At 69.9% G+C, this 23,904-nt stretch carries 11 protein-coding genes; 6 read left to right on the top strand and 5 right to left on the bottom strand.

Annotated elements, in window-relative coordinates; all coding sequences use genetic code 11:
• Positions 1–25 precede the first annotated feature (25 nt).
• On the bottom strand, positions 26–6,598 hold the full coding sequence (locus BKN51_RS09550; protein WP_101607302.1) for a type I polyketide synthase: 6,573 nt from the start codon (positions 6,596–6,598) through the stop codon (positions 26–28).
• 741 nt (positions 6,599–7,339) lie between these two features.
• Between BKN51_RS09550 and BKN51_RS09545 the strand changes: the two genes are divergently transcribed.
• Positions 7,340–8,497 (top strand): IS30 family transposase, encoded by a 1,158-nt coding sequence (locus BKN51_RS09545; protein WP_442857699.1) that lies wholly within the window; start codon positions 7,340–7,342, stop codon positions 8,495–8,497.
• A 907-nt stretch (positions 8,498–9,404) separates the two neighbouring features.
• Here BKN51_RS09545 and BKN51_RS09540 read toward each other — a convergent pair.
• On the bottom strand, positions 9,405–12,302 hold the full coding sequence (locus BKN51_RS09540) for a helix-turn-helix transcriptional regulator (protein ID WP_101607301.1): 2,898 nt from the start codon (positions 12,300–12,302) through the stop codon (positions 9,405–9,407).
• A 919-nt stretch (positions 12,303–13,221) separates the two neighbouring features.
• On the opposite strand from BKN51_RS09540, the gene BKN51_RS09535 reads away from it, so the two are divergent.
• From BKN51_RS09535 to BKN51_RS09520, 4 genes are all read left to right on the top strand, one after another.
• Positions 13,222–14,010, top strand: a complete 789-nt coding sequence (locus BKN51_RS09535; protein WP_233224289.1) for a thioesterase II family protein — start codon at positions 13,222–13,224, stop codon at positions 14,008–14,010.
• A gap of 41 nt (positions 14,011–14,051) precedes the next feature.
• The gene (locus tag BKN51_RS09530) at positions 14,052–14,261 is read left to right on the top strand and encodes a DUF5988 family protein (protein ID WP_101607299.1); all 210 of its coding nucleotides are present in this window, start codon (positions 14,052–14,054) and stop codon (positions 14,259–14,261) included.
• Positions 14,262–14,525: 264 nt separating this feature from the next.
• Entirely contained in the window at positions 14,526–15,761 is a 1,236-nt protein-coding gene (locus tag BKN51_RS09525) for a cytochrome P450 family protein (protein ID WP_101607298.1), read from the top strand.
• A gap of 113 nt (positions 15,762–15,874) precedes the next feature.
• A complete protein-coding gene (locus BKN51_RS09520; RefSeq protein ID WP_101613139.1) occupies positions 15,875–16,639 on the top strand; it encodes a thioesterase II family protein in 765 nt (254 codons plus the stop codon).
• Positions 16,640–16,709: 70 nt separating this feature from the next.
• Here BKN51_RS09520 and BKN51_RS09515 read toward each other — a convergent pair whose 3' ends face one another.
• Both BKN51_RS09515 and BKN51_RS43965 read right to left on the bottom strand, forming a co-directional pair.
• Positions 16,710–19,097, bottom strand: coding sequence for a beta-glucosidase family protein (locus BKN51_RS09515; RefSeq protein WP_233224290.1), 2,388 nt, complete (start codon positions 19,095–19,097; stop codon positions 16,710–16,712).
• 206 nt (positions 19,098–19,303) lie between these two features.
• Positions 19,304–19,558 carry a helix-turn-helix domain-containing protein gene (locus tag BKN51_RS43965; RefSeq protein WP_199193134.1) on the bottom strand — a complete coding sequence of 85 codons (255 nt, stop codon included), beginning with the start codon at positions 19,556–19,558 and terminating at the stop codon, positions 19,304–19,306.
• A gap of 1,463 nt (positions 19,559–21,021) precedes the next feature.
• On the opposite strand from BKN51_RS43965, the gene BKN51_RS09505 reads away from it, so the two are divergent.
• Positions 21,022–21,453 carry a hypothetical protein gene (locus tag BKN51_RS09505; protein WP_101607295.1) on the top strand — a complete coding sequence of 144 codons (432 nt, stop codon included), beginning with the start codon at positions 21,022–21,024 and terminating at the stop codon, positions 21,451–21,453.
• A 119-nt stretch (positions 21,454–21,572) separates the two neighbouring features.
• Here the strand turns inward: BKN51_RS09505 and BKN51_RS09500 are convergent, their stop codons facing one another.
• On the bottom strand, positions 21,573–23,903 hold the full coding sequence (locus tag BKN51_RS09500) for a non-ribosomal peptide synthetase (protein ID WP_101607294.1): 2,331 nt from the start codon (positions 23,901–23,903) through the stop codon (positions 21,573–21,575).
• Position 23,904: the final 1 nt, after the last annotated feature.

Raw genomic sequence — 23,904 nt, 5'->3', positions numbered from 1 at the left:
CAGCGTGGCCAGCAACTCGCCGTTGTCAGTCATCGATGAGATCCTCCAGCGCCAGCAAGACTTCCCGTTCGGCCCGGCCGAGCACGTCCGCTTCGGACACTTCGGAACCTTCTTCGGCCGCTTCGGCCGCCGCGGTCGGTTCTTCGGACACTGTCGGCGTTTCGGCCTGGGCGTCCGCGAGTTCGGCTTCCAGGTACCCGGCGAGCGCGACCGGGGTCGGATGGTCGAACAGAGCGCTGGCGGGCACGCGCAGCCCGGTCCGCGCGCCGAGTTGATTGCGCAGTTCGACCACGCCGAGCGAGCTGAGCCCCTGCTCGTGGAAGGGCCGGTTCGGCTGGACCTGCGCGGCCGAGGCGTGCCCGAGGATCGACGCGGCGCGCTCGCAGACCAGGTCGCGCAGTTCGCGGCGGCGCTGCGCCGTCGACAGGCCCGTCAGCCGCAGCGTGGCCGGTTCGGCCGCCGGTGCGGCGGCCTGGCTCTGGCGGGCTTCCGGCAGCTCTCGGAACAGCGGGCTGGGCCGGGTGCCCGCGAACGCCTGGAGGAACCGGTCCCAGTCGACGTCGACGAGCACGAGACCGGACTCGTCGCGGGCGACCGCTTTCGCCATCGCGGCGAGGGCGACGTCGGGATCGAGCACGGTCATGCCGTTGCGGCGCAACCGATCCCCGACCACCGTCGCGTCCGCGCCGTCCACCGCCATGCCGCCGTCGCCCCATGGCCCCCAGGCCAATGAGGTCGCGGGCAGCCCGTCCGCACGCCGCTGGTCCGCGAGCGCGTCGAGGTAGGTGTTGGCCGCCGCGTAGTTGGCCTGTCCGGCGTTGCCGACGGCTCCGGTCGCGGAGGAGAACAGCACGAACGCTTCCAGTCCGCTGGTGAGGTCGTGGAGGTGGCGGGCGCCGTCGGCCTTGCCGCGCAGCACCCGCGACAGGCGCTGCGGGTCCAGCGCGCCGATGACGCCGTCGTCCAGCACCCCGGCCGCGTGCGCGACGGCGGTCAGCGGCCGGTCGGCGGGGATCGCGGCCAGCAGGTCCGCCACCGCCTGCCGGTCGGCGACGTCGCAGGCGACCGCCTCGACCTCCGCGCCGAGCGCGGTCAGTTCGGCGACGAACCCGGGGTCGTCGGCGTGGCGTCCGGTCAGCAGCAGCCGCTCGACGCCTTCGGCGGCCAGCCACCGGGCGAGCCGGCGGCCCAGCGCGCCGAACGCGCCGGTGACCAGGGTGGTGCCGCGGCGCGGCCAGCCGCCGGCCCCGTTCGCCGCCGCGGCGCGCAGCAGACGCCGCGCGAACACCCCGGACGCGCGGACCGCGATCTGGTTCTCGTCCCCGGCCAGCACCCCGGCCAGCCGTTCGGCCGCCGCCCGGTCCACCGTCTGCGGCAGGTCGGCCAGCCCGCCCCACCAGCGCGGATGTTCCAGCGCCGCGACCCGGCCGAGACCCCAGGCCATCGCCTGGCCGGGCGCGTCGAGGCGGTCGTCGGGGCCGGTCGAGACGGCGGACTGGGTCGCGCACCACAGCGGGACCTCGAGGTCGAGGTCCGCCGCGGCCTGGACGAGGGCGGTGGTCAGGGCGAGCCCGACGGAAACGCCGGGAGCGTCCGGGTGCGGTCGTTCGTCCAGCGCCAGCAAGGACACGAAGCCGTCGGCCGGTCCGCATTCGCGCAGGAGCGCGGCGATCTCGGTGCGGGAGGCACCGGGCTCGACGGCGCGCACGGTGCCGCCGAGTGCGGCGGCGAGCGGCTCGGGGACGGAGTGCCCGGCGGGGTGCAGCAGGGCCCAGTTCCGTTTGGTGGCGTCGCGGTCGGCGACCGGCTGCCAGCTGATCCGGTACCGCAGCCGGTCCGCCTCGGCGTCCTGGTCGCGGCCGCGTCGCCAGCGCGCCAGCACGGGCAGCAGCTCGGTGACGTCGAGGTCGGTGCGGAGGAGCTTGCCGAACCGCTCCGGGTCGCCGCCGGCGACGGCGTCCCAGAACTCCGTGTCCTCGCTGCTTTCCGCGGCGGGTGCGGTTTCGGGGGGCAGCCAGAACCGGCTGCGTTGGAAGGCGTAGGTCGGGAGGGGCACCGGGCGCGCTCCGCTTCCGGCGTACCAGGCGGCCCAGTCCGGTCCGTGCCCTCGCACGTGCAGGGCGGCGATCGCGGCGCGCACGTCGTCGTCCCGGACCGCGGGGAGCACGGCCGTGTCCTCGGCGTCGTCCAGGCAGTCCGCGGCCAGCTCGGTCAGGGTCGCGCCGGGGCCGATCTCCAGGAACGTGGTGGCGCCCTCGTCGGCGAGCGTCCGCACGCCGTCGAAGAACCGGACGGCCTCGCGGGCGTGCGCCACCCAGTAGTCCGGTGTGGACAGTTCTGCGTCGGTGGCGATCCGGCCGGTCAAGCCCGAGACCACGGGAATACGCGACGGCCGGAAGTCCAGTTCTGCCACCACCGCGCGGAACTCGGCCAGCATCGGCGTCATCAGCTCGGAGTGGAAGGCGTGCGAGGCACGCAGGCGTTTGGTCCGGCGGCCCTGCTCGCGGAACCGTTCCGCCACCGTCGCGACGGCCTCGGCGACGCCGGAGAGCAGCACCGAACGCGGACCGTTGACCGCGGCCACCGAAACTCCCGGCGGCAGCTCGCCGAGTTCGTCCGGGGCGGCGGCCACCGCCCACATGGCGCCCCCTTCGGGCAGCGCCTGCATGAGCGAGCCGCGCGCGGCGACCATCCGGCACGCGTCCGGCAGCGACAGCACCCCGGCGACGTGCACCGCGACCAGCTCGCCGATCGAATGCCCGAGCAGCAGATCCGGGCGAATGCCCCAGTGCTCCAGCAGCCGGAACGCCGCGACCTCGAACGCGAACACCGCGGGCTGCGTGAATTCGGTGCGGTCCAGGCGGTCCTGGTCCTCACCGAACATGACTTCGCGCAGCGGCAGGGAAAACTCGGCGCACACCTCGTCGAAGGCGCGAGCGAACACCGGGTACCGCTCGGCCAGCGCGCGGCCCATTCCGAGGCGCTGGCTGCCCTGTCCGGTGAACAGGCAAGCCAATCCGCCGTCCACGGCCTCGCCGGTGGTGAGCGCGGGGTCGGTCCGGCCGGCCGCCAGCGCGGCCAGCGCGCCGGTCAGCTGTGGACGGTCGCCGGTGAGGACGGCTCGGTGCGCGAGCGCGGCCCTCGTCGTGGCGAGCGAAAACCCGAGGTCGCGGGTGTCGGTCTCCGAGGCGGAGTGCGCGAGCAGGCGGGCGGCCTGTGCGCGGAGGGCGTCCCGCGAGCCGGCCGATAGAGTCCACAGCGGAGCGGGGGAAACCTCGGTGGGCGCTGGGGATTCGTCTTCTGCCGGAGGTTGTTCCAGTACCACGTGGGCGTTGGTGCCGCCGATGCCGAACGACGAGACGCCCGCCCGCCGGACGCGGTCGCCGCCCGGCCATTCGGTCTCCTCGGTGACCAGGCGGAGGCCCCCGGTCCAGTCCACATGGGAGCTGGGCCGGTCGACGTTGAGCGTGGCGGGGATGGTGCCGTGCCGCATCGCCAGCACCATCTTGAGCACTCCGGCGGCCCCGGCGGCGGCCTGGGTGTGGCCGAGGTTCGACTTGAGCGAGCCGAGGAGCAGCGGCCGGTCCGCCGGACGGTCCGCGCCGTAGACCGCAGCGAGCGCCCCGGCCTCGATCGGGTCGCCGAGCTCGGTGCCGGTGCCGTGCGTCTCCACGACGTCGACCTCGGCGGGCGTGAGCCCGGCGTCGGCGAGCGCGGTGGCGAGAAGTTGTTGCTGGGCGGCGCCGTTGGGGGCGGTGAGACCGTTGCTGGCGCCGTCGGAGTTGACCGCGGACCCGGCGACCAGCGCGAGGACGGGATGGCCGTGGCGGCGGGCGTCGGAGAGCCGCTCCAGCACGAACATTCCGCCGCCCTCGCCCCACGCGGTGCCGTCGGCCCCCTCGGCGAACGGCTTCACCCGCGCGTCCGGCGCCAGCCCGCCTCGCCGGCTGAACTCGACGAACACCGTCGGCGAGGACATCACCGCCACGCCGCCCGCCAGCGCGAGCGAACACTCGCCGCGGCGCAACGCGGACGCCGCCAGGTGCACCGCGACGAGCGACGACGAACATGCGGTGTCGATGGCGAGGTTGGGTCCCTGCAAGCCGAAGGCGAACGAGATCCGCCCGGACGCGACGCTGCAGACCGTCCCGATCGCGAGGTTCTCGCGGGTGTCGAGGCCGCCGGCGCCGTAGTCGTCGTGCGCCAAACCGGCGTAGACGCCGGTGTCGGACCCCCGTAGCCCGGTCGCGTCGATCCCGGCCTGCTCGAACGCTTCCCAGGCCAGTTCCAGCAGCAACCGCTGCTGCGGATCCATCTCCAGCGCCTCGTGTCCGCCGATGCCGAAGAAGGCGTTGTCGAACTCGGCGGCGTCGTGCAGGAACGCGCCCTCGCGCACGTAACTGGTGCCCGGACGGACCCGGTCCGGGTCGTAGAGGGTCTCGACGTCCCATCCGCGGTCCTCGGGCATCGGCCCGATCACCGAGCGGCCGTCCGCGACGACCCGCCACAGGTCATCGGGATTCTGCACGCCGCCCGCGAACCGGCAGCTCATGCCCACGATGGCGATCGGCTCGTCCGACGCCGTGCGCGGGGCCACCACGGTCCGGGGTCCGGTGCCGTCCAGGTGCGCGGCGAGCCGCTCCGGCGTCGGGTGGTCGAACAGCGCGGTCGTGGCGATCGGGAGGCCGGTCCGGCGGCGCAGCACCCGGACGAGTTCCACCGCCGCGACGGAGTCGAGGCCCAGTTCCAGGAAGGTCCGGTCCGCCCGGTAGTCCGCGCCGGTCAACGCCTCGGTTTCGGCCCGGATGACCCGGGCCAGATCCCTTGCCGGGGCCCGGGTTTCGACCGGTTCGGCGGTCTCGGCGGGCAGGTGCACCCGGTGGCCCGCGACGATGCTCGGCCACGCGAGCGGCACGCCGTGCCCGTGCAGTCCGGTCGCCGCGCCGAGCACTGCGTGGAGTTCGGATCGGGCGCCGCGCAACGCCGACGTCACGAAGACGTCGCCGCGCGCCGCCTCGGGGAGCGTTTCCTCGACGAGCGCGGCGAGGACGCCGTTGGCGCTCATGTCGAGATAGGTGTCGACCCCGGCGGCAGCCAAGCCCCTTACGCAGTCGAGGAAATGACCGGTGCCGCGGACTTGCGCGCCCCAGTACTCGGGACGGCACACCACGTCGGAGTCGGTGCCGAGCCCGGGATGCACCGGGATGATCGGGATGCGCGGCGGCCGGGCGGGCAAGCCGCGGATGAACTCTTCGAAGTCGGCCGCCATCGGCGCCATGTGCGGGGAGTGGAAGGCGCGGTCGACCGCGAGCTGCTTGACCTTGCGGCCGCGGCGTGCCCAGTCCTCGGCGATCCGCAGCACGACGTCGCGGTCGCCGGAGACCACCACCGACTGCGGCGCGTTGACCGCCGAGATCTCGGCCTTGCCGGTCAGGCCGGCCAGTGATTCGCGGGCTTCGGCCTCGGTGACGCGCATCGCCACCATCGCGCCGCCGACCGTCGTTTTCGTGCGGAACAACCGGATCCGCTCGGCGAGCACCGCGCACACGTCCGGGAGGGTGAACACCCCGGCGGCGGTGGCCGCGGCCAACTCGCCCACGGAATGGCCGGCCACGAAGTCCGGGCGTACGCCCCAGTGCTCGAACTGACGGAACAGCGCGACTTGCAGGGCGAACAGGGCGTCTTGGCTGTAGAGGGCTTCGTCGGCGGGGTCGACACCGGTTCCGCTTTCGCCGAGGAGGAGTTCGCGGACCGACCAGGTCGAGACGGCGTCCAGGTGCGCGCAGACTTCGTCCAGTGCTTCCGCGAACACCGGAAGCCGTGAGTACAGCTCTCGTCCCATGCCCGGGCGTTGGCCGCCCTCGCCGGGGAACATCAACGCGACCTTGCGCCCGTTCCCCGCCCGGACCGGAGCTGCCGTTCCGTCCGCCAGTTCCGCCAGCCCGGCGGTCGCCTCCTCGCGGTCGGCGGCGACCACGGCCGCGCGGCAGGCCAGGTGCGGCCGGGCGACCGCCAGAGTGTGCGCGACGTCCAGCAGTGGTGGAGACTCGGCTTTTTCCAGGTGTGCCAGCAAAGTGCCGGCTTTGCCGCGCAGTTCCTCCGGGCTTTCGGCCGACAGGAGGATCGGCACCGCCGTCTTGTTCTCAGGGGTCGCGGGACGGTCTGGCGGCGGCAGCGCCGAGGCCGGGCTGAGGCCTTGCGCGAGTTCGGACAAATCCTCGTCGACAGCGTCGGGGGTGAGCAGGCAGTGGACCGGATCGTCGTCGGCGACGGCGCGGTCGGCGCCTTTCAGTACTGTGTAGACGGTGCCGTCCGGCGAGGTCCATCCGGCGAGCGCGAGAGTGGACGCTCCGGAGCGGAGGCTGTCCGCGGCCAGGCGGATCGCCGAGTCTTCCGCTGTCTCCGCCGGACCGGTCAAGCCGAGTTCGGCGCCGACCGGCGGGTGCCCGGCGGCGAAGACCCCGACCACGTCCGCCGGCCCGGGGACGATCGCCGAGTTCTCCAGTGCCCGGCGCGCGATCTCCGCCGCCGGCTCCGGTCCGGACGCGAGCCCGACGACCGCCAGGGACGCGGAAGCAGTGCCGCTGTCGAAGGCCATGGAACCGCCGTCTCCGTTTCGAGTGTCGGTGACTCAGGCGGTCGCCGGGGCGGACACGATGCGGTCAACCCCTTCGACCGACGCCGATTGCGGGCTGGTGGCGTCCGACGGCGAAAACTGCCCGGAGCGGCTCGCTGTTCCCATTGCCAAACACTCACTTTCCGTCCCGCCGGAACGAATTCCGTCCCGGCGATATCCGCGCGGACTCGTGCCGGAAAACGGTCCGCGCCGACGGCGTCCCGGCAACCGGGATTTCGTCGAGTTCCGTTTTCCTGACTCGGAAATGGCTCAGCGAACCTAGCGATCGCCCGCGAGACCGGACAACCCCCTATGCCGCGACCGCGCCCTGCTCCCGCGCTTAGGGGGTAGCCCGGAATTCGGGATGCCGACCAGGGGAACTACGGGACGGTTCGTCTTGGGGGCGGTATTTATGCCGGGGTTTTCCCAATGCCACGTAGGTTAAGTTGATCCTGGAATGCGCCCTTCGATGACTGTCGCTCTGATCGATCAAACTGGATAAGTCGACAGCACCGACCCCGGGGCGCGACCGTCTACAGACGGACACCAGCCGGGATCAAGGTGCCTTATTTGGGTGCTTTGCGCAGTCGTACGAGATGGTCGCGAGTGACAAAGAGCGTTCTATTGAGGGGTATTTCGAAAGCCACTTTCGGGACGTCTGATGTCCCGAAAGTGGGGCGGATTCATGCGGTCGTTGCAACATCCTTCGTGAGCTGGGAGTTTGTGGTGGCTGGCGGGTTCGTGTTGCCGCGTTCGGTGCGGGTGCGTTTTTGGGGTGCGGTGCGGGCGGGGTATCTGCCCAAGCCTGCCGCCCGTTTGGTGGATGTGTCGCACGAGACCGGGCGACGGTGGTTCGCGCAGGCTGGCGGGGTGATCGGGAACGCACCTGGCTCGTTGGGCGAGCGCTATCTGAGTATGGCTGAGCGGGAGGAGATCTCTCGTGGTCTGTCCGGGGATCTCTCTTATCGGGAGATCGCTCGGCAGTTGGCCCGGGCGCCGTCGACGATCAGCCGGGAGGTGACGAACAATGGCGGCCGGGGTGGGTATCGAGCGCATCGGGCGGAGTCAGCGGCGCGCGATCGGGCCCGGCGGCCGAAGACTGCGAAGCTGGCCGAGGCCGGTAATCGCGAGTTGCGGGATCATGTGCAGGCGCGATTGCTGCAGGAGTGGTCTCCAGGGCAGATCACAGCCAGGCTTGCGATGGAGTTTCCTGACCGGCCGGAGATGCGAGTGTCACACGAGACGATTTACCAGTCCTTGTATGTGCAGAGCCGGGGAGCGCTGCGCCGCGAGCTCACCGCGTGTTTGCGGACCGGGCGGGCGTTGCGCCGACCGCGCAAGCAGGCGCAGGCACGACGATCACGGATCCCTGACCTCGTGGAGATCAGCGAACGGCCGGCCGAAGCCGAGGACCGGGCAGTCCCGGGTCATTGGGAAGGCGACCTGATCACCGGTGCCGGCAACAAGTCCGCGATCGGCACCTTCGTGGAGCGCTCCACCCGGTTCGTCGTGCTGCTGCACCTGCCCAACGGCCACGACGCGATCCAGGTCCGGGACGCGATGATCGAAGCGATCCAGACTCTCCCGCATCAGTTACGGCGGTCACTGACCTGGGACCGGGGCAACGAGATGGCCCGACACGCCGACATCACCCTCGCCACCGACATGGCCATCTACTTCTGTGACCCGCATTCCCCATGGCAACGCGGATCGAACGAGAACACCAACGGCCTGCTCCGCCAGTACTTCCCCAAAGGGACCAACCTGCACCAGCACACCGCCGAAGACCTCGCCGCGGTCGCCGCACGACTCAACAGCCGCCCCCGCAAAACACTCGACTGGCACACCCCACTCGAGAAACTCACCACGCTACTGTCCTAACAGAGCACGTTGCGACCACCACATGAATCCGCCTGGCTTTCGCGACGCCTCGGAAGGGCTAGTGCGATCCAATCCACACGGTGGCGGAATCGGTGGCCTCTTTGGTCGTGATTGGCATTTCGGTTTCTCGAGGGGTGGGGCAACGGTGTCGTTGTGGCTGAACCCGAGGTGAGCGAGGGCGTGACTCGCGTGCTTGGAGACGGATCTCGCGTGATCAGACGCAGAACTCCATGATCGCCGCCCGTTCACGCGAGATCGGGCGCCAATCACACGTGATCGCCGCCCGATCACACGCGAACGCCCATCCCGCCCGAACGCGCCACTTTTGACTTTCCCCTCAATAGAACACGAATCACCACTCACGACCCCTTGACGGAATTGCCCATTCAGTCGCAACTCGGACATCCGGCCAGCGGGCAAGTGTCCACAGCGGACGCCGCGTGCTGGTCGGCTCCCATCAGTCAGGGCAACCAAGCACGTGACCTGCGACAATCATCACCAGTGATGATCAAGATCTGCCCAAGATCAACTTAAGCTATGTGGCATTGGGGGCTTTCCCGCCGCCGGGGCGGGCTGATCGGGCGCGAATCCTGCCTTTTCGAATGCGTATCCGGAGCGCGGCTCGACCGGCGGGCCGTTCAGCGGGCTGACGGGTTCCGGGGTCCTGGCGTGTCATTCTTTTCGCGTGCTCCGGAATCGTTGCGGAACGAAGTTTCCGCTTGAGCCGACGTCGCGGGCCAGGACTGGACCGGGAACCGCTCCATGCCGTGCAGCGGCCTCGTCCGACGGGACGAGGCCGCGGTCCACCGCGTCGTCCTCGATGAACAGCGTGGCGTAGTCCAATTCGAACTCGCCGACGAAGCGGTGCCAGAGTGGCCATCGACCCGATGTCTACTCGACGGTCCGTTCAGGGCGTGTCCGACTGCGGCCCCCGCCCGGACACCCTCGACTTCCCCGCCGTCCGCATCCCGCCGGCCTGTGCCGCCTCCAGTTGGAGGTCCACCGGCAAGTCCGTCCGCTTGCTCACCTTCAGCTTCCGGAACACTCTGGTCAGATGTTGCTCCACCGTGCTCGGCGTGACGTGCAGCTTTGTCGAAATCTCCTGGTTGGTGTACCCGAACGAAGCCAGCGTCGCCACCCGGTACTCCGACGACGTCAGATTCCGCAGGATCTGGTCGTTCTGCTCAGCCGCGGCCGCGACACCGGAGGAATCGGAGGCATCAGCCGCCGGAGCCGCCGCGGCCGCTTGGGCCGGCGCTGTCCATTCGGCACCCGACTCCGGCCTGGGCTCCTCGCTCCCCCGCGGCGGCGTCATCTCCAGCCGGCACGCCTGGCCCAGCCGCCGCGCGCGCAGCAGCACCATCCGCGCCTTGGCGAACTGCTTCATCGCCTGGTGCGTCCGGCTCAGGTCGAACAGCGCCTGCGCCAGCTCCAGCCGATCACCGCTGGCGTTCAGGACCTCGACGGTTTCCTTCAGCATGGCCAGCCGCGAGTTCACGTCCTCGGTCGCCGCGAGCATCCGCAGCGCGGCGCCGCGCACCCGCGGCGTACGGAACCGGGGATGCGCCAGCTGCCGGTTCGCCAGTTCCCGTGCCCGGTCGGCGTCGCCGAGCCGCAGGTGCGCCTTCGCGCTGTCGGTCCGCCACGGCGCGAGCGTGGGCGCTTCGAACCCCCACGCCGTCATCAGCTCCCGGCACCGCTCGAAATCGGCGAGCGCGGCCTCGACGCGGCCGGTCGCCAGGCAGTACCGGCCGCGGGCCCGCAGGTACGGCAGGCAGTAGCCGGAGCGGTACATCTCCTCCGGCACCGGCTGCCGCAGGTGTTCGCGGACCGCCTCGTGGTCGCCGATCACCGTGGCGACGCGGATCAGCACCGCCAACGGCATCCCGATCGCGACGCCCCACCGTTCGGCTCCGACGGCCTCGATCGCGTCGCGCGCGTAGCCGGACGCCTTCGACAATTCCCCGTACCGCAGCGCGATGTCCGCGCGGCAGGCCGAAAACACCGCCTGCCACCACGCCACTCCTCTGGCCTTCGCCTCTTCGAGCAGCGCGTCGCACCAGTTCGTCGCGTTCTCCAGGCGGTCGGCGTAGATCAGCGTGTGCAACGCCGACGACATCGCGCCGACCGTCAGGTCGTCGAGCGGCGTCGCCTCGAGGAGGCTTTCCGCCGTCGAGACCGCGCCGTGCTCGTCCGTGCCGCCCAGCACCGTGATCAGAGCTTCCGACGCGGACGCCGCCCACCGCGCCGGCTCCGCGTCCTCGCGAGCCGCCGCGCCGGTCGCTTCCGCCCAGCGCGGCGCCAGCGCGGGATGCGCGTGCCGCAGCCAATGGCCGACGTCGGCCACCGTGCTGTTCAGCGACCGGCGGCGGGCGTACTCGCGGCCGAGCCGGTCGAGGACGGGCTCAGCGTCCGGCTGTCGGCCCGCCCACAGCAGGCGCTGCACCAGGAAGACTTTCTGTTCCGGCTCGAGGTCGCCGGCGCGCTCGTGCTCGCACAGGCGGGTCAGGTGCCGGTCGGCGACGGAACCGCCGCGCAGCTCGGCGCGGAGCAGCAGGACGCGCAGAGCGGCGGCGTGCGGTCCGTCCGGCTGCCCGGTCAGCGCGTGCTCCAGGTATTCGGCGGCCCGACCGGCGTCGTCCGCGCGCAGCGCTTCCTTGGCCGCGCTGTGCAGCTGCTCCACCGCCCACACGTCCGGTTCGCCGCCCGCCTCGAGGAGATGGTGGGCGACCCGGCACGCGCCCGCCTTGTCCGCGTGCAGCGCCCGCGCCGCCGTCACGTGCAGCTTCGCCAGGTCCTCTGGCTCCATGCAGTCGATCACAGCCTCGCGGAAGGACCGGTCGCGGAAATCGTTGCCGTTCAGAAAACCGACAGTGCGCAAGGCCCGCAACGCGCGCGCGACGTCCGCGGGCCTGCGGTGCACGAGCCCGCCGAGCCGTTCCACCGTGCTGTCCGGGCCGAGCACTGACACCACGCGGGCGAGCGCCAGGACGTCGGATCCGCTGCGCCGCAAGCACGTCAGCACCGCGTGCCGGAACGCGTCGCCGACCACCGGGCGCGCGTCCTGGCCGGGTTCCGGCCAGTCGAGCTGGTCTTCGATCAGCGCACGCACCAGAAGAGGGTTTCCGCGTGTGATCTTGTAGCACCCCGCGGCCAGCCGCTCCACTGCGTCTGGATCGAGATGCCGGGCCAGTAGCTTCGTTACCCCCGCCGCCGAGAGCGGCGCGAGGCCCAGCCGCCGGAAGTGCAACTGGCGGACCAGTTCGATGCGGTAGGACGGGTGCGCCGACCGACCGTGCGCCAACTCCGCCAGCAGCAGCATGATCCGGGCCGAGCGCGTGCGCTCGGCGAGGCGGAGCAGGCAGTCCATCGACGACGCGTCCACGTGCTGCGCGTCGTCGACGGTGATCAGCAGGGGCGTTCTCTCCGCCAGTTCCAACGTCAGTTCGAGCATGATGTTCGCGACGTCGAACGAAGAAGGCGGAACACCGTTCGAGGACCGCGCGATCAACCGCGTCAGCTCGAGGGTTTTCGCCCGCGGCACCGGCAGATCCCGAACGAACCGCTGCAGGCTGCCGTACGCGCGGGTCTCCCGGTCACGGTCTCCCGTCATCGTCAGCACGACCGCGCCCTCACTCGCCCGTTGTTCGGCGAACGTACGGAGCAGTTCGGTCTTCCCACTGGCAACTGCGCCATTGACCAGAGCTATTCTCCCGTTCCCGGAATCCGTTTCGGAGAACAGCTCCTCCAGGAACTTCATTTCTTTTCCGCGCTCGATCAACACTGTCGTTCTGCCCCCAAGCATTCGACAGCGGAACGCCGGGCAGCACGCGAGCGCGCCGCAGAACCGCCGATATCACCCCAGGCGACTCGCCTCGCTCCCGAGAAGCCGCGCCGCTCCCGGGCGCACCGTTGCCCACCCCAGTTCGTTCCGCACTTTTTTCACCGTCTTGCCAGGCCGCCCCGCCCGAGGACGGCCCTGTCTGCCGACGCGCGGTCCCGAGGGGCCAACTCCTCGCTCCCGCCGAACCCCGACCCGACCAAAGACGTCACAACTGGCAAACCATGAGGTCAGACCCTGAAAACCGACCCCGCGACCCGACCGGCCACCGCACGGCGGCCGCCGCTCGCTCCCGGTGCCCGGGCCATCGCCGCAGCTACCGGCCGAGCGTCCGGCCACTGCCGGTCCCGCGCCGGCGAAGGATCCGTCCGGCCTGCCCTCACGATTCCCCCTAGAGATGCGTGCCCGTCTTTTCTTCACCTATCCGGAAACTATTGCAGCAAGCACCCGTATTCGGACATAAGCGACAATGTCGGGTCCCTGTACGTTTATTCCTGTCATCGCTGATCTTAGCGAGCACCCACTGCGCTCGCAATCCCCGCCGCGTCGGCGAGTGCGCCGTCGCGACCGCCGCACACCGCCGGTGACTTGCCCGAATTCCGACATCCCAGACAATGGGACCGTACGCCGTTCCGTCGCGCATTTCACTCGCCCCGGCTGGAATTGCCCGTCCGCGCGCGCCCGCGTTCCTCCTCCGTTCACCGGCCGGCCGCGTTCGGTGAACGGAGCCGTCAATGGGGTGGAACAAGCGCGGGCTTTTCCGCCGGATCCGCTGGGGGCGGCACGGACTTCTTAGGGGTTGATGCCGTCGCGGATCCTCCGGCACCCTCGAACCTGCGGTTTCTCGCATTCGCCGAGAGCGCGGACAACGAAAGGGATGCCCGTGTCCGGACAAGACAGCGGACAAGACAGCAGCCGGTGGATCCGGCGGTACCACCCCTGGGACGGGGCGCCGTTCCGGGTCGTCTGCTTTCCGCACGCGGGCGGGTCCGCGAGCTATTTCTTCCCGATGGCGAAGGCGTTGTCCTCGGCAGCCGACGTGCTGGCGGTCCAGTATCCGGGACGCCAGGACCGGCGGTCGGAACGGTGCCTGGAGAGCATCACGGAACTGGCCGACGAGGCGGCCGAGGCCTTGCGGCCCTGGCTGGACCGGCCGACGGTGCTGTTCGGCCACAGCATGGGAGCCACTCTCGGTTTCGAGGTCGCCCGACGACTGGAAGCCAACGGAGCCACCGAATTGCGGGCGCTGTTCGCCTCCGGCCGCGTCGCGCCGTCGCGGGCGCGGGACGAGCGGGTGCACCAGGAACCGGACGACAACCGGTTCCTCGAAGCGGTCAAATCCCTCGGCGGCACCAACGCGCAGGTCTTCGGCGACGACGACTTGCTGCGGATGGTCCTTCCCGTGCTGCGCGCCGACTACCGGGCCGCCGAAACCTACCGCTGCCCGCCCGGGACGGTACTGGAGATCCCGATCCACGTCCTGCTCGGCGAGGACGACCCCAAGGTGACCGTCGAAGAGGCCGAGAACTGGCGCGACCACACCACCGCGTCCTGCACGCTGACCACCTATCCCGGTGGGCATTTCTATCTCGCCGCGCAGGCCCCGAAAGTCGTCCGGACGATCGTCGACGTGCTGACGCCGACCGGAGCCACCGCCGCCCGGACCCTGTGACGACTTGTACTGACGATTGTCGAGCGAATGGGAGAATGACCATGGCACGAATCAGAATCAACCTCGTCGGTTCCCCGTCCCGGCTCAGCCCGTTGGGCGATGGGCACTACGTGGACGACCTCACTGAGAACGTCAAGATCTGCGTCGACGGCGGATACGAGCACTTCTCGCACCGCGGGGAGTTCGAGCAGGTCGACGAGGCCCGCGTCGCGGTCTACCACTGGACGGGACGCACCAAGATCGCCGAGTGAGAAAGCCGAGCGGCAGTGCGGGGAAACGACTTCCGCCCCGCACTGCCCGTTCCGCCCTCGTGCGCCGCCGAGGGCGCTCACGCATTCAGGGGTGTCGTTTTCGCCGAGTCCAGGGGCGGTCGGCGCGCGTCCGGCCGCACCGGATACGGGGCAGGGCAACGGACATAGGGGGTTGTCCGGTGATCACGAAGCGATACGCTCCGGCAAAGCCCGAGCGCACGCCGAATGGCGCGAAAATTACGCTTACCCGCGAGGCGGACTGAGATGAACGCGCAATTCGACACCGACGGCGACGCCGTCCTGCTCACCCCGCGCTTCGCGGAGGACCCGTATGCGCTGTACGCGCTGCTGCGCACGCAGCGTCCGGTCACCAAGGTGCAGGTGCCCGGCGGGCCGCCCGCCTGGCTGGTCACCCGGTACGAGGACGTGCGCGCCGGGCTCGCCGACCGGCGGCTGTCCAAGGACATCACGGCCGCGCTGGACGATCTGCGCGCGGCGGGGGCCGGGGTCGCGGCGGTGACCCTTGACGACTTCGACGCGCACGACCACATGCTCAACTCGGATCCGCCCAAGCACACCCGGCTGCGGAAGCTGGTCACCAAGGCGTTCACCACCCGCGCCGTCGCCGGGCTGCGCCCGCGGATCCAAGAGCTGGCAGAGGAACTGGTCGACGCGCTGGCCAAGCGCCTCGCCGACGGCGAACGGTCGGTCGACCTCATCGACGCGCTCGCGTTCCCGCTGCCGATGAAGGTGATCTGCGAGATCCTCGGCGTGCCGGAAGACCGCCGGACCGCCTTCCGGAAGTGGTCGCACGCGGTGCTGTCGCCCGCTTCGCCCGCGGAGTTCGTGACCGCGTCGGCGGAGATGACGGAGTACCTTTCCGTGCTGGTAGCGGAGAAACGGGAACGCCCCGGCGAAGACATCCTCTCCGCGATCGTCGCGGCGGACGAGCACGGCGACCGGCTGTCGGACTCCGAAGCGACCGGGATGGCCTCGCTGCTGCTCGTGGCCGGGCACGAGACGACGATGAACCTGATCGGCAACGGTGTGCTCGCCCTGCTGAAGGACCGCGCCCAGTGGGATCGGCTGCGGCGGGAACCCGCGCTGCTGACCGGCGCGGTCGAAGAGTTCCTGCGCATCGACAGTCCGGTGAACACCGCGACCGTGCGGTTCGCGACCGAGCCGGTGACCATCGGCGCGACCACCGTCCTGCCCGGCTCGACCGTGCTGCTGGCGATCGGGTCGGCGAACCGGGACCCCGAGGTGTTCGAGCGGCCCGACGAGATCGATCTGCAGCGCCCGCGGGGGAAGAGCCTCGCGTTCGGGCACGGCATCCACTACTGCCTCGGTGCCGCGCTGGCCCGGATGGAGGGCGAGATCGCCTTCCGGGTGCTCGCCGACCGGCTGCCCACGCTCGCCCTCGCCGTCGAGCCCGGCTCGCTGAACTGGCAGTCCAGCCTGCTCATCCGCGGTCTCACCGAACTGCCCGTCCGCGCCTGAACCCCGGTTCTGGGGTTCGGTGTGGACAGTAGGGGTGTCCACACGGGCCGGGTTCGAGGACAGTGGGGGATGACTACGGCCGCTTGCTGTGACCTGTGAAGGACGGATTTCGCGTGCCCAAAAGCATCAGTGATACAGAACCGTGGATCCGCCGGTTCCAGCCCGCCGAAGACGCGGCGACCCGGCTCGTCTGTTTTCCGCACGCCGGGGGTTCGGCCAGCTACTTCTTCCCGGTCGCCCGGACGCTCGCGCCGAAGCTGGACGTGCTGGCCGTACAGTACCCCGGCCGCCAGGACCGGCGTGCCGAGCCGGGCATCGACAACGTGCCCGGCCTGGTGTCGGCGTGCGTGGAGAATCTCTTGCCCTGGCTGGACAAACCGGTCGTCCTTTTCGGACACAGCCTCGGCGCCACGGTGGCCTTCGAGGTGGCCAGGGTGCTCACCGGACAGGGCCGTCCCCCGCTGGCGCTGGTCGTCACCGGGCGGCGGGCCCCGTCCCGGCACTTCCCTGAGGAGAACTACCTCAGCAGCGACGACCGGCTGATCGAGATCGTGCGCGAGCTGTCCGGCGACGAGGACCCGGTCTCGGGCAACGAGGAGATCCTCCGCATGTCGCTGCCCTCGATCCGCAACGACTTCAAGGCGGCCGAGACCTACCGCTACGAGCCGGGAGAGCCGCTGCCCTGCCCGATCCACGCGATGAGCGGAACCGCGGACCCGAAGGCCCCGGTGGAGGACGTGCGGGCTTGGGGCGAGCACACTTCCGGGCACTTCGAGATGAAGACTTTCCCCGGCGGGCACTTCTTCCTGAACGTACACGGTGCGGCGGTGAACGAGGAGATCTCCCGGGTCGCCAGTTCTACGCTGCGGTCTGCGTAGGGGTTTCCCGACGGCGGAACCGGAACCAGGGCCGGGTGAACGGGAACTCCCGCTCACCCGGCCCCTCCAGTCACCTGATCCGCACCGAATGACTCAACGGCGTCACCGCGGCCGACGGACCCACCAGAACGCTCCGGTCCCCCGTCCCGACCCGCCAGCTCTTCGTCGACGTGTCCCAGTAGGTCAGCTCGGCCCCGTCGATATGCATCTTCACCCGGGTAGACGCCCCCGCGGCCAGCTTGACCCGCTGATATCCCGCCAGCGCCTTGGTCGCCTGCGGCGCCTTGACCTCCGGGCTGGCGCCCAGATACACCTGCGGCACTTCCTCCCCCGCCACCGAACCCGTGTTGCACAAGGTGAATTCGACGTCGAGCCCGCCGTTGCGCCAGGCCGCCGACAGGTCCTGGTAGCCGAACTTGGTGTAGGTCAGCCCGTAGCCGAACGGGAACAGCGGCCGCACGCCGTTCTTGTCGTACCACCGGTAGCCGGCCTGGATGCCCTCGGAGTACTGCACCGTGCCGTCCTTGCCCGGGTACGCCTCTGGCTTGCCGCCGACCGGAGTCTGGTCTACCGACATCGGGAAGGTCTGGGTCAGCCGGCCGCTGGGCGCGACATCGCCGTACAGCAGCCGCGTGGTCGCCTCGGCGCCTTGCTCGCCGGGGTACCACATGTCCAGCACTGCCTTGGTCTTGCCGAGCCACGGCATCGCGACCGACGAACCGGTGTTCAGCACCACCACGGTGTTCGGGTTGGCGTCGGCGACCGCGGAGATCAGCTCGCCCTGGTAATCGGGCAGCGACAGCGACTCGCGGTCGATGCCCTCGCTCTCGTCGTCGTAGGCGAACACGACGGCGGTCTTGGCCTTCTTCGCCGCGGCGACGGCTTCGCCGAACTTCTGGTGGGCCTGGGTCGGCGTGAGCCACTTCAGCTTGGTGGTGATGTCGCCGTTGGCGAAACCGTCCAGCTGCCCCAGCGTGACCGGGACCTTGCCCGCCTCCAGGTGCACCCGCAGCGTCGCCGGAGTGCCGGGGATGAACGCCTTCGCCCGCCCGTTGACGGTCAGCAGCGCGACGCCGGGACCGGTCACGTCGGCGGTGAACCGGTAGTCGCCGGTCTCGGGCACGTCCAAGGTCCCCTGGTGCACCTGTTTCGGCGCCACGGTGATCGCGCCGTCGGCGGCCGCGGGGAACCGGGGCGAGACCTGGGCGGCGGGAAGAGCCGCGTAGTCCTCGCTGATGCCTTGCGAGTAGGACACCTGCGCGCCCTTGCCCGCCCGTGCCGTGATCGTGTCCAGCGGGGACGACGCGTGCGCCGGGGTCACCAGCGAGCTGCCCTTGCCACCGACCTTCGGCACCTTCGCGGTGGGGCCGATCAACGCCAGGTTCTGGCCCGCCGCACCGGAAAGCGGCAGCGTGCCGCCCTCGTTGCGCAGCAGCACCGCGCCCTGTTCGGCGACCTGCCGAGCCACCTTCGCCCCGGCGGCCGGGTCCTGGGCCGGCCGCGCCGGCGGCGGGGAGTCGAGCAGCCCGAAGCGGCCCATCTGGGTCACGATCCGGGTCACCGCGGTGTCCAAAGCGGACATCGGGATCGTGCCGCTGTCCAGCGCCGACTTCAGCGCCCCGCCGAGGAACTTGCTGTCCGGCATCTCCTGGTCGAGTCCCTTGACGAGGGAATCGGTGGACTGCGTGGCGTACCAGTCCGACATCACCCAACCCTGGAAGCCCAGCTGCTGGCGCAGGATGTCGGTCAGCAGCGACGAACTCCCGCAGGCCTGTTCGCCGTTGACCTTGTTGTAGGAGCACAGCACCGAGGCCGCGCCCGCGTCGACGGCCGCCTTGAACGGTTTCAGCTCGATCTCGTGCAGGGCCTGGTCGTCGATCCTGGCGTCGACGCTGTAGCGGTCCTGCTCCTGGTTGTTGCCCGCGAAGTGCTTGACCGAGGCCATCGCGCCGCGCGACTGGATGCCGGAGACCTCCGCCGCCGCGATGTGCGACGTGACCAGTGGGTCCTCGCTGAAGGTCTCGAAATTGCGCCCGCCGAGCGGCACCCGGATCGCGTTCATCATCGGGCCGAGCACCACGTCGGCGCCGAGCGCGCGGGCGTCGGCGCCCAGCACCGAACCGTACTGTTTGGCCAGTCCGTCGTTGAACGAGGACGCCAGCGCCACCGGAACGGGCAGCGCGGTGGCGGGTTTGCCGATCCGGACGCCCGCCGGCCCGTCGGTGATCCGCAGCGGCGGGATCTGCAGCCGTGGCACGCCGGGCATGAACCCGGCCTCCCCGACCGAATTCGGGTCCGCCGTCCCGGAGACGAACGACAGCTTCTCGTCCAGGGTCATCTCCGCCACCAGCGCCCGCGCGCGCTCCGGGCCGAAGGAGGACCGCGGCCCACCGGGAGATCCGCTTTCGGTCACCGCGTAGGCGGCCGCGCCGGGCAGCAGCACAGCGGCGCAGGCCACCGTCACCACCCGCTTGGCGCGGCCGTGCAAAAACCTGCGTAATGCATTCATCAACGACCCCAGAATTCTTGGGCGAACCCCCGCTCCGGCTCAGAACCCCACGGCCGAACTGGACATTCGCACTTCCCGGCAATACCGTCACATTTCGGGCGTTCGCCGGCCCGCCCGCGATGTCCGGGCGGATATTACACACTGTCGCGGCCGGATCAGCTTGCATCGCCGACACAATCGGCCATCCGGAGCCGTCCTGACAGCTCCACCCTGCGGCGCACCTGGAGTTTCCGGTAGATGCGGGTGAGGTGCTGTTCAACTGTGCTGACGGTGATGAACAGTTTCGCGCTGATCTCCCGGTCGGCAGGCCGAGCAGGAGTTGTTCCACCACACCGAAACCGACGCGCTGCTCCGTCCGTGCCGCCGAGGCGCGGAGCACCACGACGACCCGCCGGTGGATCTCGCTTCATCGGGCCAGCCGCCTCTTGTCTTTCCTCGTCGGTTCGCCAGCGTCGCTGAATGTCCTGAGTGGAGAGTGTGAGCGCGAGAAAAGGGCATGGCGCGCCGGGGGAACGGGCGCCGATCGCCCGGATTCCCCGCGGCCGTCCGGCCTCGGTTCTCGCGATCCCGAGAGACCCGGCGCCGCACTCGGCTCCGGATCGTCTCGCCTCTTTCTCGCCTGCCTGCTCCCCGGCGGTTATTGAGGAGGAGGGCAAACGTGTCGTGTTCGCGGGCGGGTCGCGCCGAGCCTTCAGCGTCGCGGATCTGGTCGTCCGACAAGAGCCGGCCTCATCCCGACAGTCCACAGAGGACACCTGCGAGCGAGCAAATGTCTGATTGATGCCCATTTGAACGCTTTGCAAGCGGGGTCGTGAGTGGCAATGCGCGTTCTAACCCTCTTTACCACTCACGACCCCCCTCATAACCACACATCCAGCCATCAACCAGACATTCAGCCGTCAGAGCGTGCCCCCGTGGACACTTGCGGAACGATTTGGCGCCCGCTGACCGGTCCAGAACCGTGCCGCGAAGGGGTCCTTCATCGCAGAGGCTCGGTCACGCCACATTCGACTTACTCCTCAAACCTCCCCCGCGGCGGTGTTTCCAGCGGGAGAGGACATACGGGAACGCCCCACCCGGGCGGGATCGTGTTTCCCCAGACCGCCCGGCTCGACCGTGCCCGCAGACGACTCATGATTGCGGGTCCGCGAACTCCCCGACGGTCTGCCGCACCGTCGCGGAAAATCGGAACTTTGTCGCTTTTTCCGGCAAAGCTTGTTTGTCCAGCTACTTCATGACTGAACGTGCTTGATAATGTCCCCCATTATCGAGTGGTCGATAGGTCCCAGCCCTGTTCAACTGCCAGTTGAACATATCAACGGTCCGGCAGGCCCGTCAACGACTGACAGGGCAGGGCGCGCCGGGGGTAGTTTTTCCCCGCTTCGTCTCCCGCCGCTCACTCCCCTGATGACCCAATCTGGCCGATGACCTGGCCTTTTCTTGATCGAAGCGTGATCGACTCCGTGCCCGGCGCGAGCGGCTCCCAGGGCCGTCCAGGACCCGGCGGGGGCCGGACCGGGGCCGAGCGGCCGGACCGCCGCGCGGGCTCCCCGGGGAATTAAGCCGCCGTTCACCGGCCCTTTCCCGGGTCGGCGAGCGCATTCGCCGGCCGGTCCCGGCCGGGCATTAATGCTTTTCCACCGGATGGCCGCCGCGTCGTTGACATCGGCCGACGGGTGCTGCTATTCACTTCTGCAGCAAGGCTTCCCGGGCTCGACGGCGTACGCGCCGGTGAGCCGGAGCCGCCGGGGAACGAAGTGTGGCTGTCCCTACTCGGCCGGACGTCCAGACCCATACCGGACAGCCCGGCCGGTCAGTAACTTCGAATGCATCGCAAGACCTCGAACGCACCACCAGACTTAAGGAACCGGACATGGCCAACTTCACGATCGACACCGCGGCGCTCAACGACCCCCGCACCAAGCAGGCGTTCGACACGATCAAGAAGTGCGTCGGCTTCTTCGGCATCGTCAGCGCCATCGTGCTCGCCACCTGCGTGGTGGTCGCCTTCATGCACCAGGAGGTCACGACGTTCATGTGGGTGCGGGGCGCGATCCTGCTCCTGGTCGCCCCGCTGATGCTGAGCTGGGTCAACAAGGCCGCCAACGGCGCGGGGGGTCCGTACGACCGGCTCGCCACCGTCTCCGTCATCCTGCCGATCGCGATCATCGCGGTGGACCTGATCCCGGGCATCTGCCCGGCCTGGTACGCCGTCATGCAGGGCATCAGCGCGCTGCCGCTGATCGGGGTCGCGGTGCTGACCCGCAACAGCCAGGTCCGCGCGGCGTTCCGCAAGCAAAAGTAGTAACACTCCGGCCGAGCGCCCTCGTCGATCGCCGAACAGCCCCCTCGGGTTTCCCGAGGGGGCTGTTCGCTGTCTGTCATCGGATCGGCGGGGATGGCGGTCGACGGTGCGGGCCGCGGTCACCGACCCAGTGCGGTCCCGATGACCGGAACCCGCTCCGCGAGCGCTCGCGGAGTGCGGCATTCGAAGAACTCCGTGAGACCGACCGACACACCGCTCACCTTGTGCAGCTCCTGCATCGCCACCGCCGCCAGCATCGAATTCCCGCCGTGGGCGAAGAAGTCAGTGTCCTCGTCCACGTCGTCACGGCGCAGCACAGTGCGCCAGACCTCGATCAACCCGTCGGTGATCTGTACCGAACCCGACCCCGGTGCCGAAGCCGGGCCGGCGGTGCGAGGCCGTTCCGCCAGCGAGCGGTCCAGCGCCGGATAATCGACCTTCCCATTGGCGTTGATCGGGATCGATTCGAAGACCAGAAGCTCTCCGACGGTCATCGAGGCGGGGAGGCGTTCGCTCAGGTGCTCTCGGACGCTGTCGAGGTCGACACCACTCCCGGACGGCTCCAGGCAGCCGACGAGTACGGCATCGGCTGTCGGGTCGCCGACGACCAGGACAGCGGCGGCGGCGACTTCGGGGTGGGCCAGCAGGGTCGTTTCGATCTCGCCCAGTTCGATCCGGTTGCCGCGCAGTTTGACCTGGCGGTCGCCGCGGCCGAAGAGGTCCAGGGTGCCGTCGGCGCGCCAGCCTGCCAGGTCTCCGGTGCGGTAGAAGCGGCCGTGCACCGGGTGCACGCCGAAGCGGGCCGCGTTCAGTTCTGGGCGGTCGTGGTAGCCGATGGCCACTCCGGCCCCCGAAATGCACAGTTCGCCGCGGACGCCGACCGGCAGTTCCCGGTCGTGCCGGTCCACGACGTGCACCTGGGTGTTGGCGATCGGGCCGCCGACGTCGAGCCGCGGTCCGGGGTCGTCGGCGATGACACGGGAGGTCGACCAGATCGCGGTTTCGGTCGGGCCGTACGCGTGGTGCAGCACGCAGCCGGCGGTCAGCAGGCGACGGGCCAGCGATACCGGAACCGGTTCGCCGCCGGTGATGACGCTGCGGCCGCGCAAGCAATCCGCCATGCGGTCGAGGACCAGCCGCCAAGTGGTCGGGGTGGCCTGCACGAACCGCGCGTCGTACCGTTCGACCAGTTCGCGCAGCACCCGGCCGTCGCTGCGGGCCGGGTCCGGCGCGGCGGCGAGGCGGCATCCGGAGACCAGGGACACGAACAGTTCCACGCCGGACATGTCGAAGGCGAAGGTGGTCGTCCACAGCATCGTGTCCGCCGGGCCGGCGTCCAGTTGCCGGGCGAAGTGGCTCGCGACGTTGGCCAGCGCGCCGTGCGTGATGAGTGTCCCTTTAGGACGTCCGGTGGAGCCGGAGGTGTAGATCAGGTACGCGCAGGAGGCCGGATCCGGTGACGGAGGCGCGCTGTGGTCCGCCGGGAGCGCGTCCTCGGCGGGGGAAGCGGACAGCACGGCGAGGTCGGAGGTGGCGAACTGACCCATGTTTCCAGCCGCTATCAGGATTTTCGCGCCCGAGTCGGCGAGCTGGTAGCGGATTCGGTCCTCGGGGTGTGCCGCGTCCAGGGGCACGTAGGCCGCGCCGGCGAGCCAGGTGCCGAGGACCGCGGTCACGAGTTCGGGGCCGCGCGGGAGCGAGATGGCCACCCTGTCCCCCGGGCCGATCCCGGCTTCCCGGAGCACGGCGCATTGGGCGACGGCCGCGTGCCACAGCTGGCCGTAGTCGACGAAGCGATCCCCTTCACCGACGGCGCTGGTCTCAGGTGCGCGCACGGCGCGGGTGTGGACGGCCTCGAGCACCGAGGCCGGTTCGACGGGTCGCGCGGTGTCGTTGGCCGCTGAGATGATTTCGTGGTCCTTCGCGCTCCACCACGGCAGGTCGCCGACGCGGCGCTCGGGGTCCTCGGCCACGGCGGAAAGCACTGTCTCGTACCGGGCCAGCAGCAGGCGGACCTGCTCTTCGGGCAGGAGTTCGGACTGGTACCTGGCCGAAACCAGGTCGCCATCGACAGCGATCTCGAGTTCGACGCCGTCGTCGGCGCCGAGGTCCCGGGAGAACGCGTACCGCGCGCGCCTGGACGAATCCGCAGGATTTTCCCCCTGCTGGACAAGAAGTTCTCGAACGGTCCACAGTGGATCGACGAGCAGTCGCCGGTGCACGTTCCCGAGGAACAGGTCCCGTCCGGCGCCATGCGTTTCGAGCAGCACGGCGAAGGCGCCGAGCAGCACCTCGAACTCCGGGATGCCAAGGGATTCGGCCTGTGCGCGGACGGCCCGGACCGTCTCCGCGCACAGCCGGTACTCGATCCGCGCGGCCGCGGCCGGTTCGCCGGAAGCCGGTGCCACGCAAGCCAGTTCTTCGCCCTGCCAGGCACGCGTCGTGTCCATG

This window comes from Amycolatopsis sp. BJA-103 (assembly GCF_002849735.1).
GTDB lineage: Bacteria > Actinomycetota > Actinomycetes > Mycobacteriales > Pseudonocardiaceae > Amycolatopsis.
Note: the sequence above shows the minus strand (reverse complement) of the source record. Positions and strands in the feature narration are given on the sequence as shown.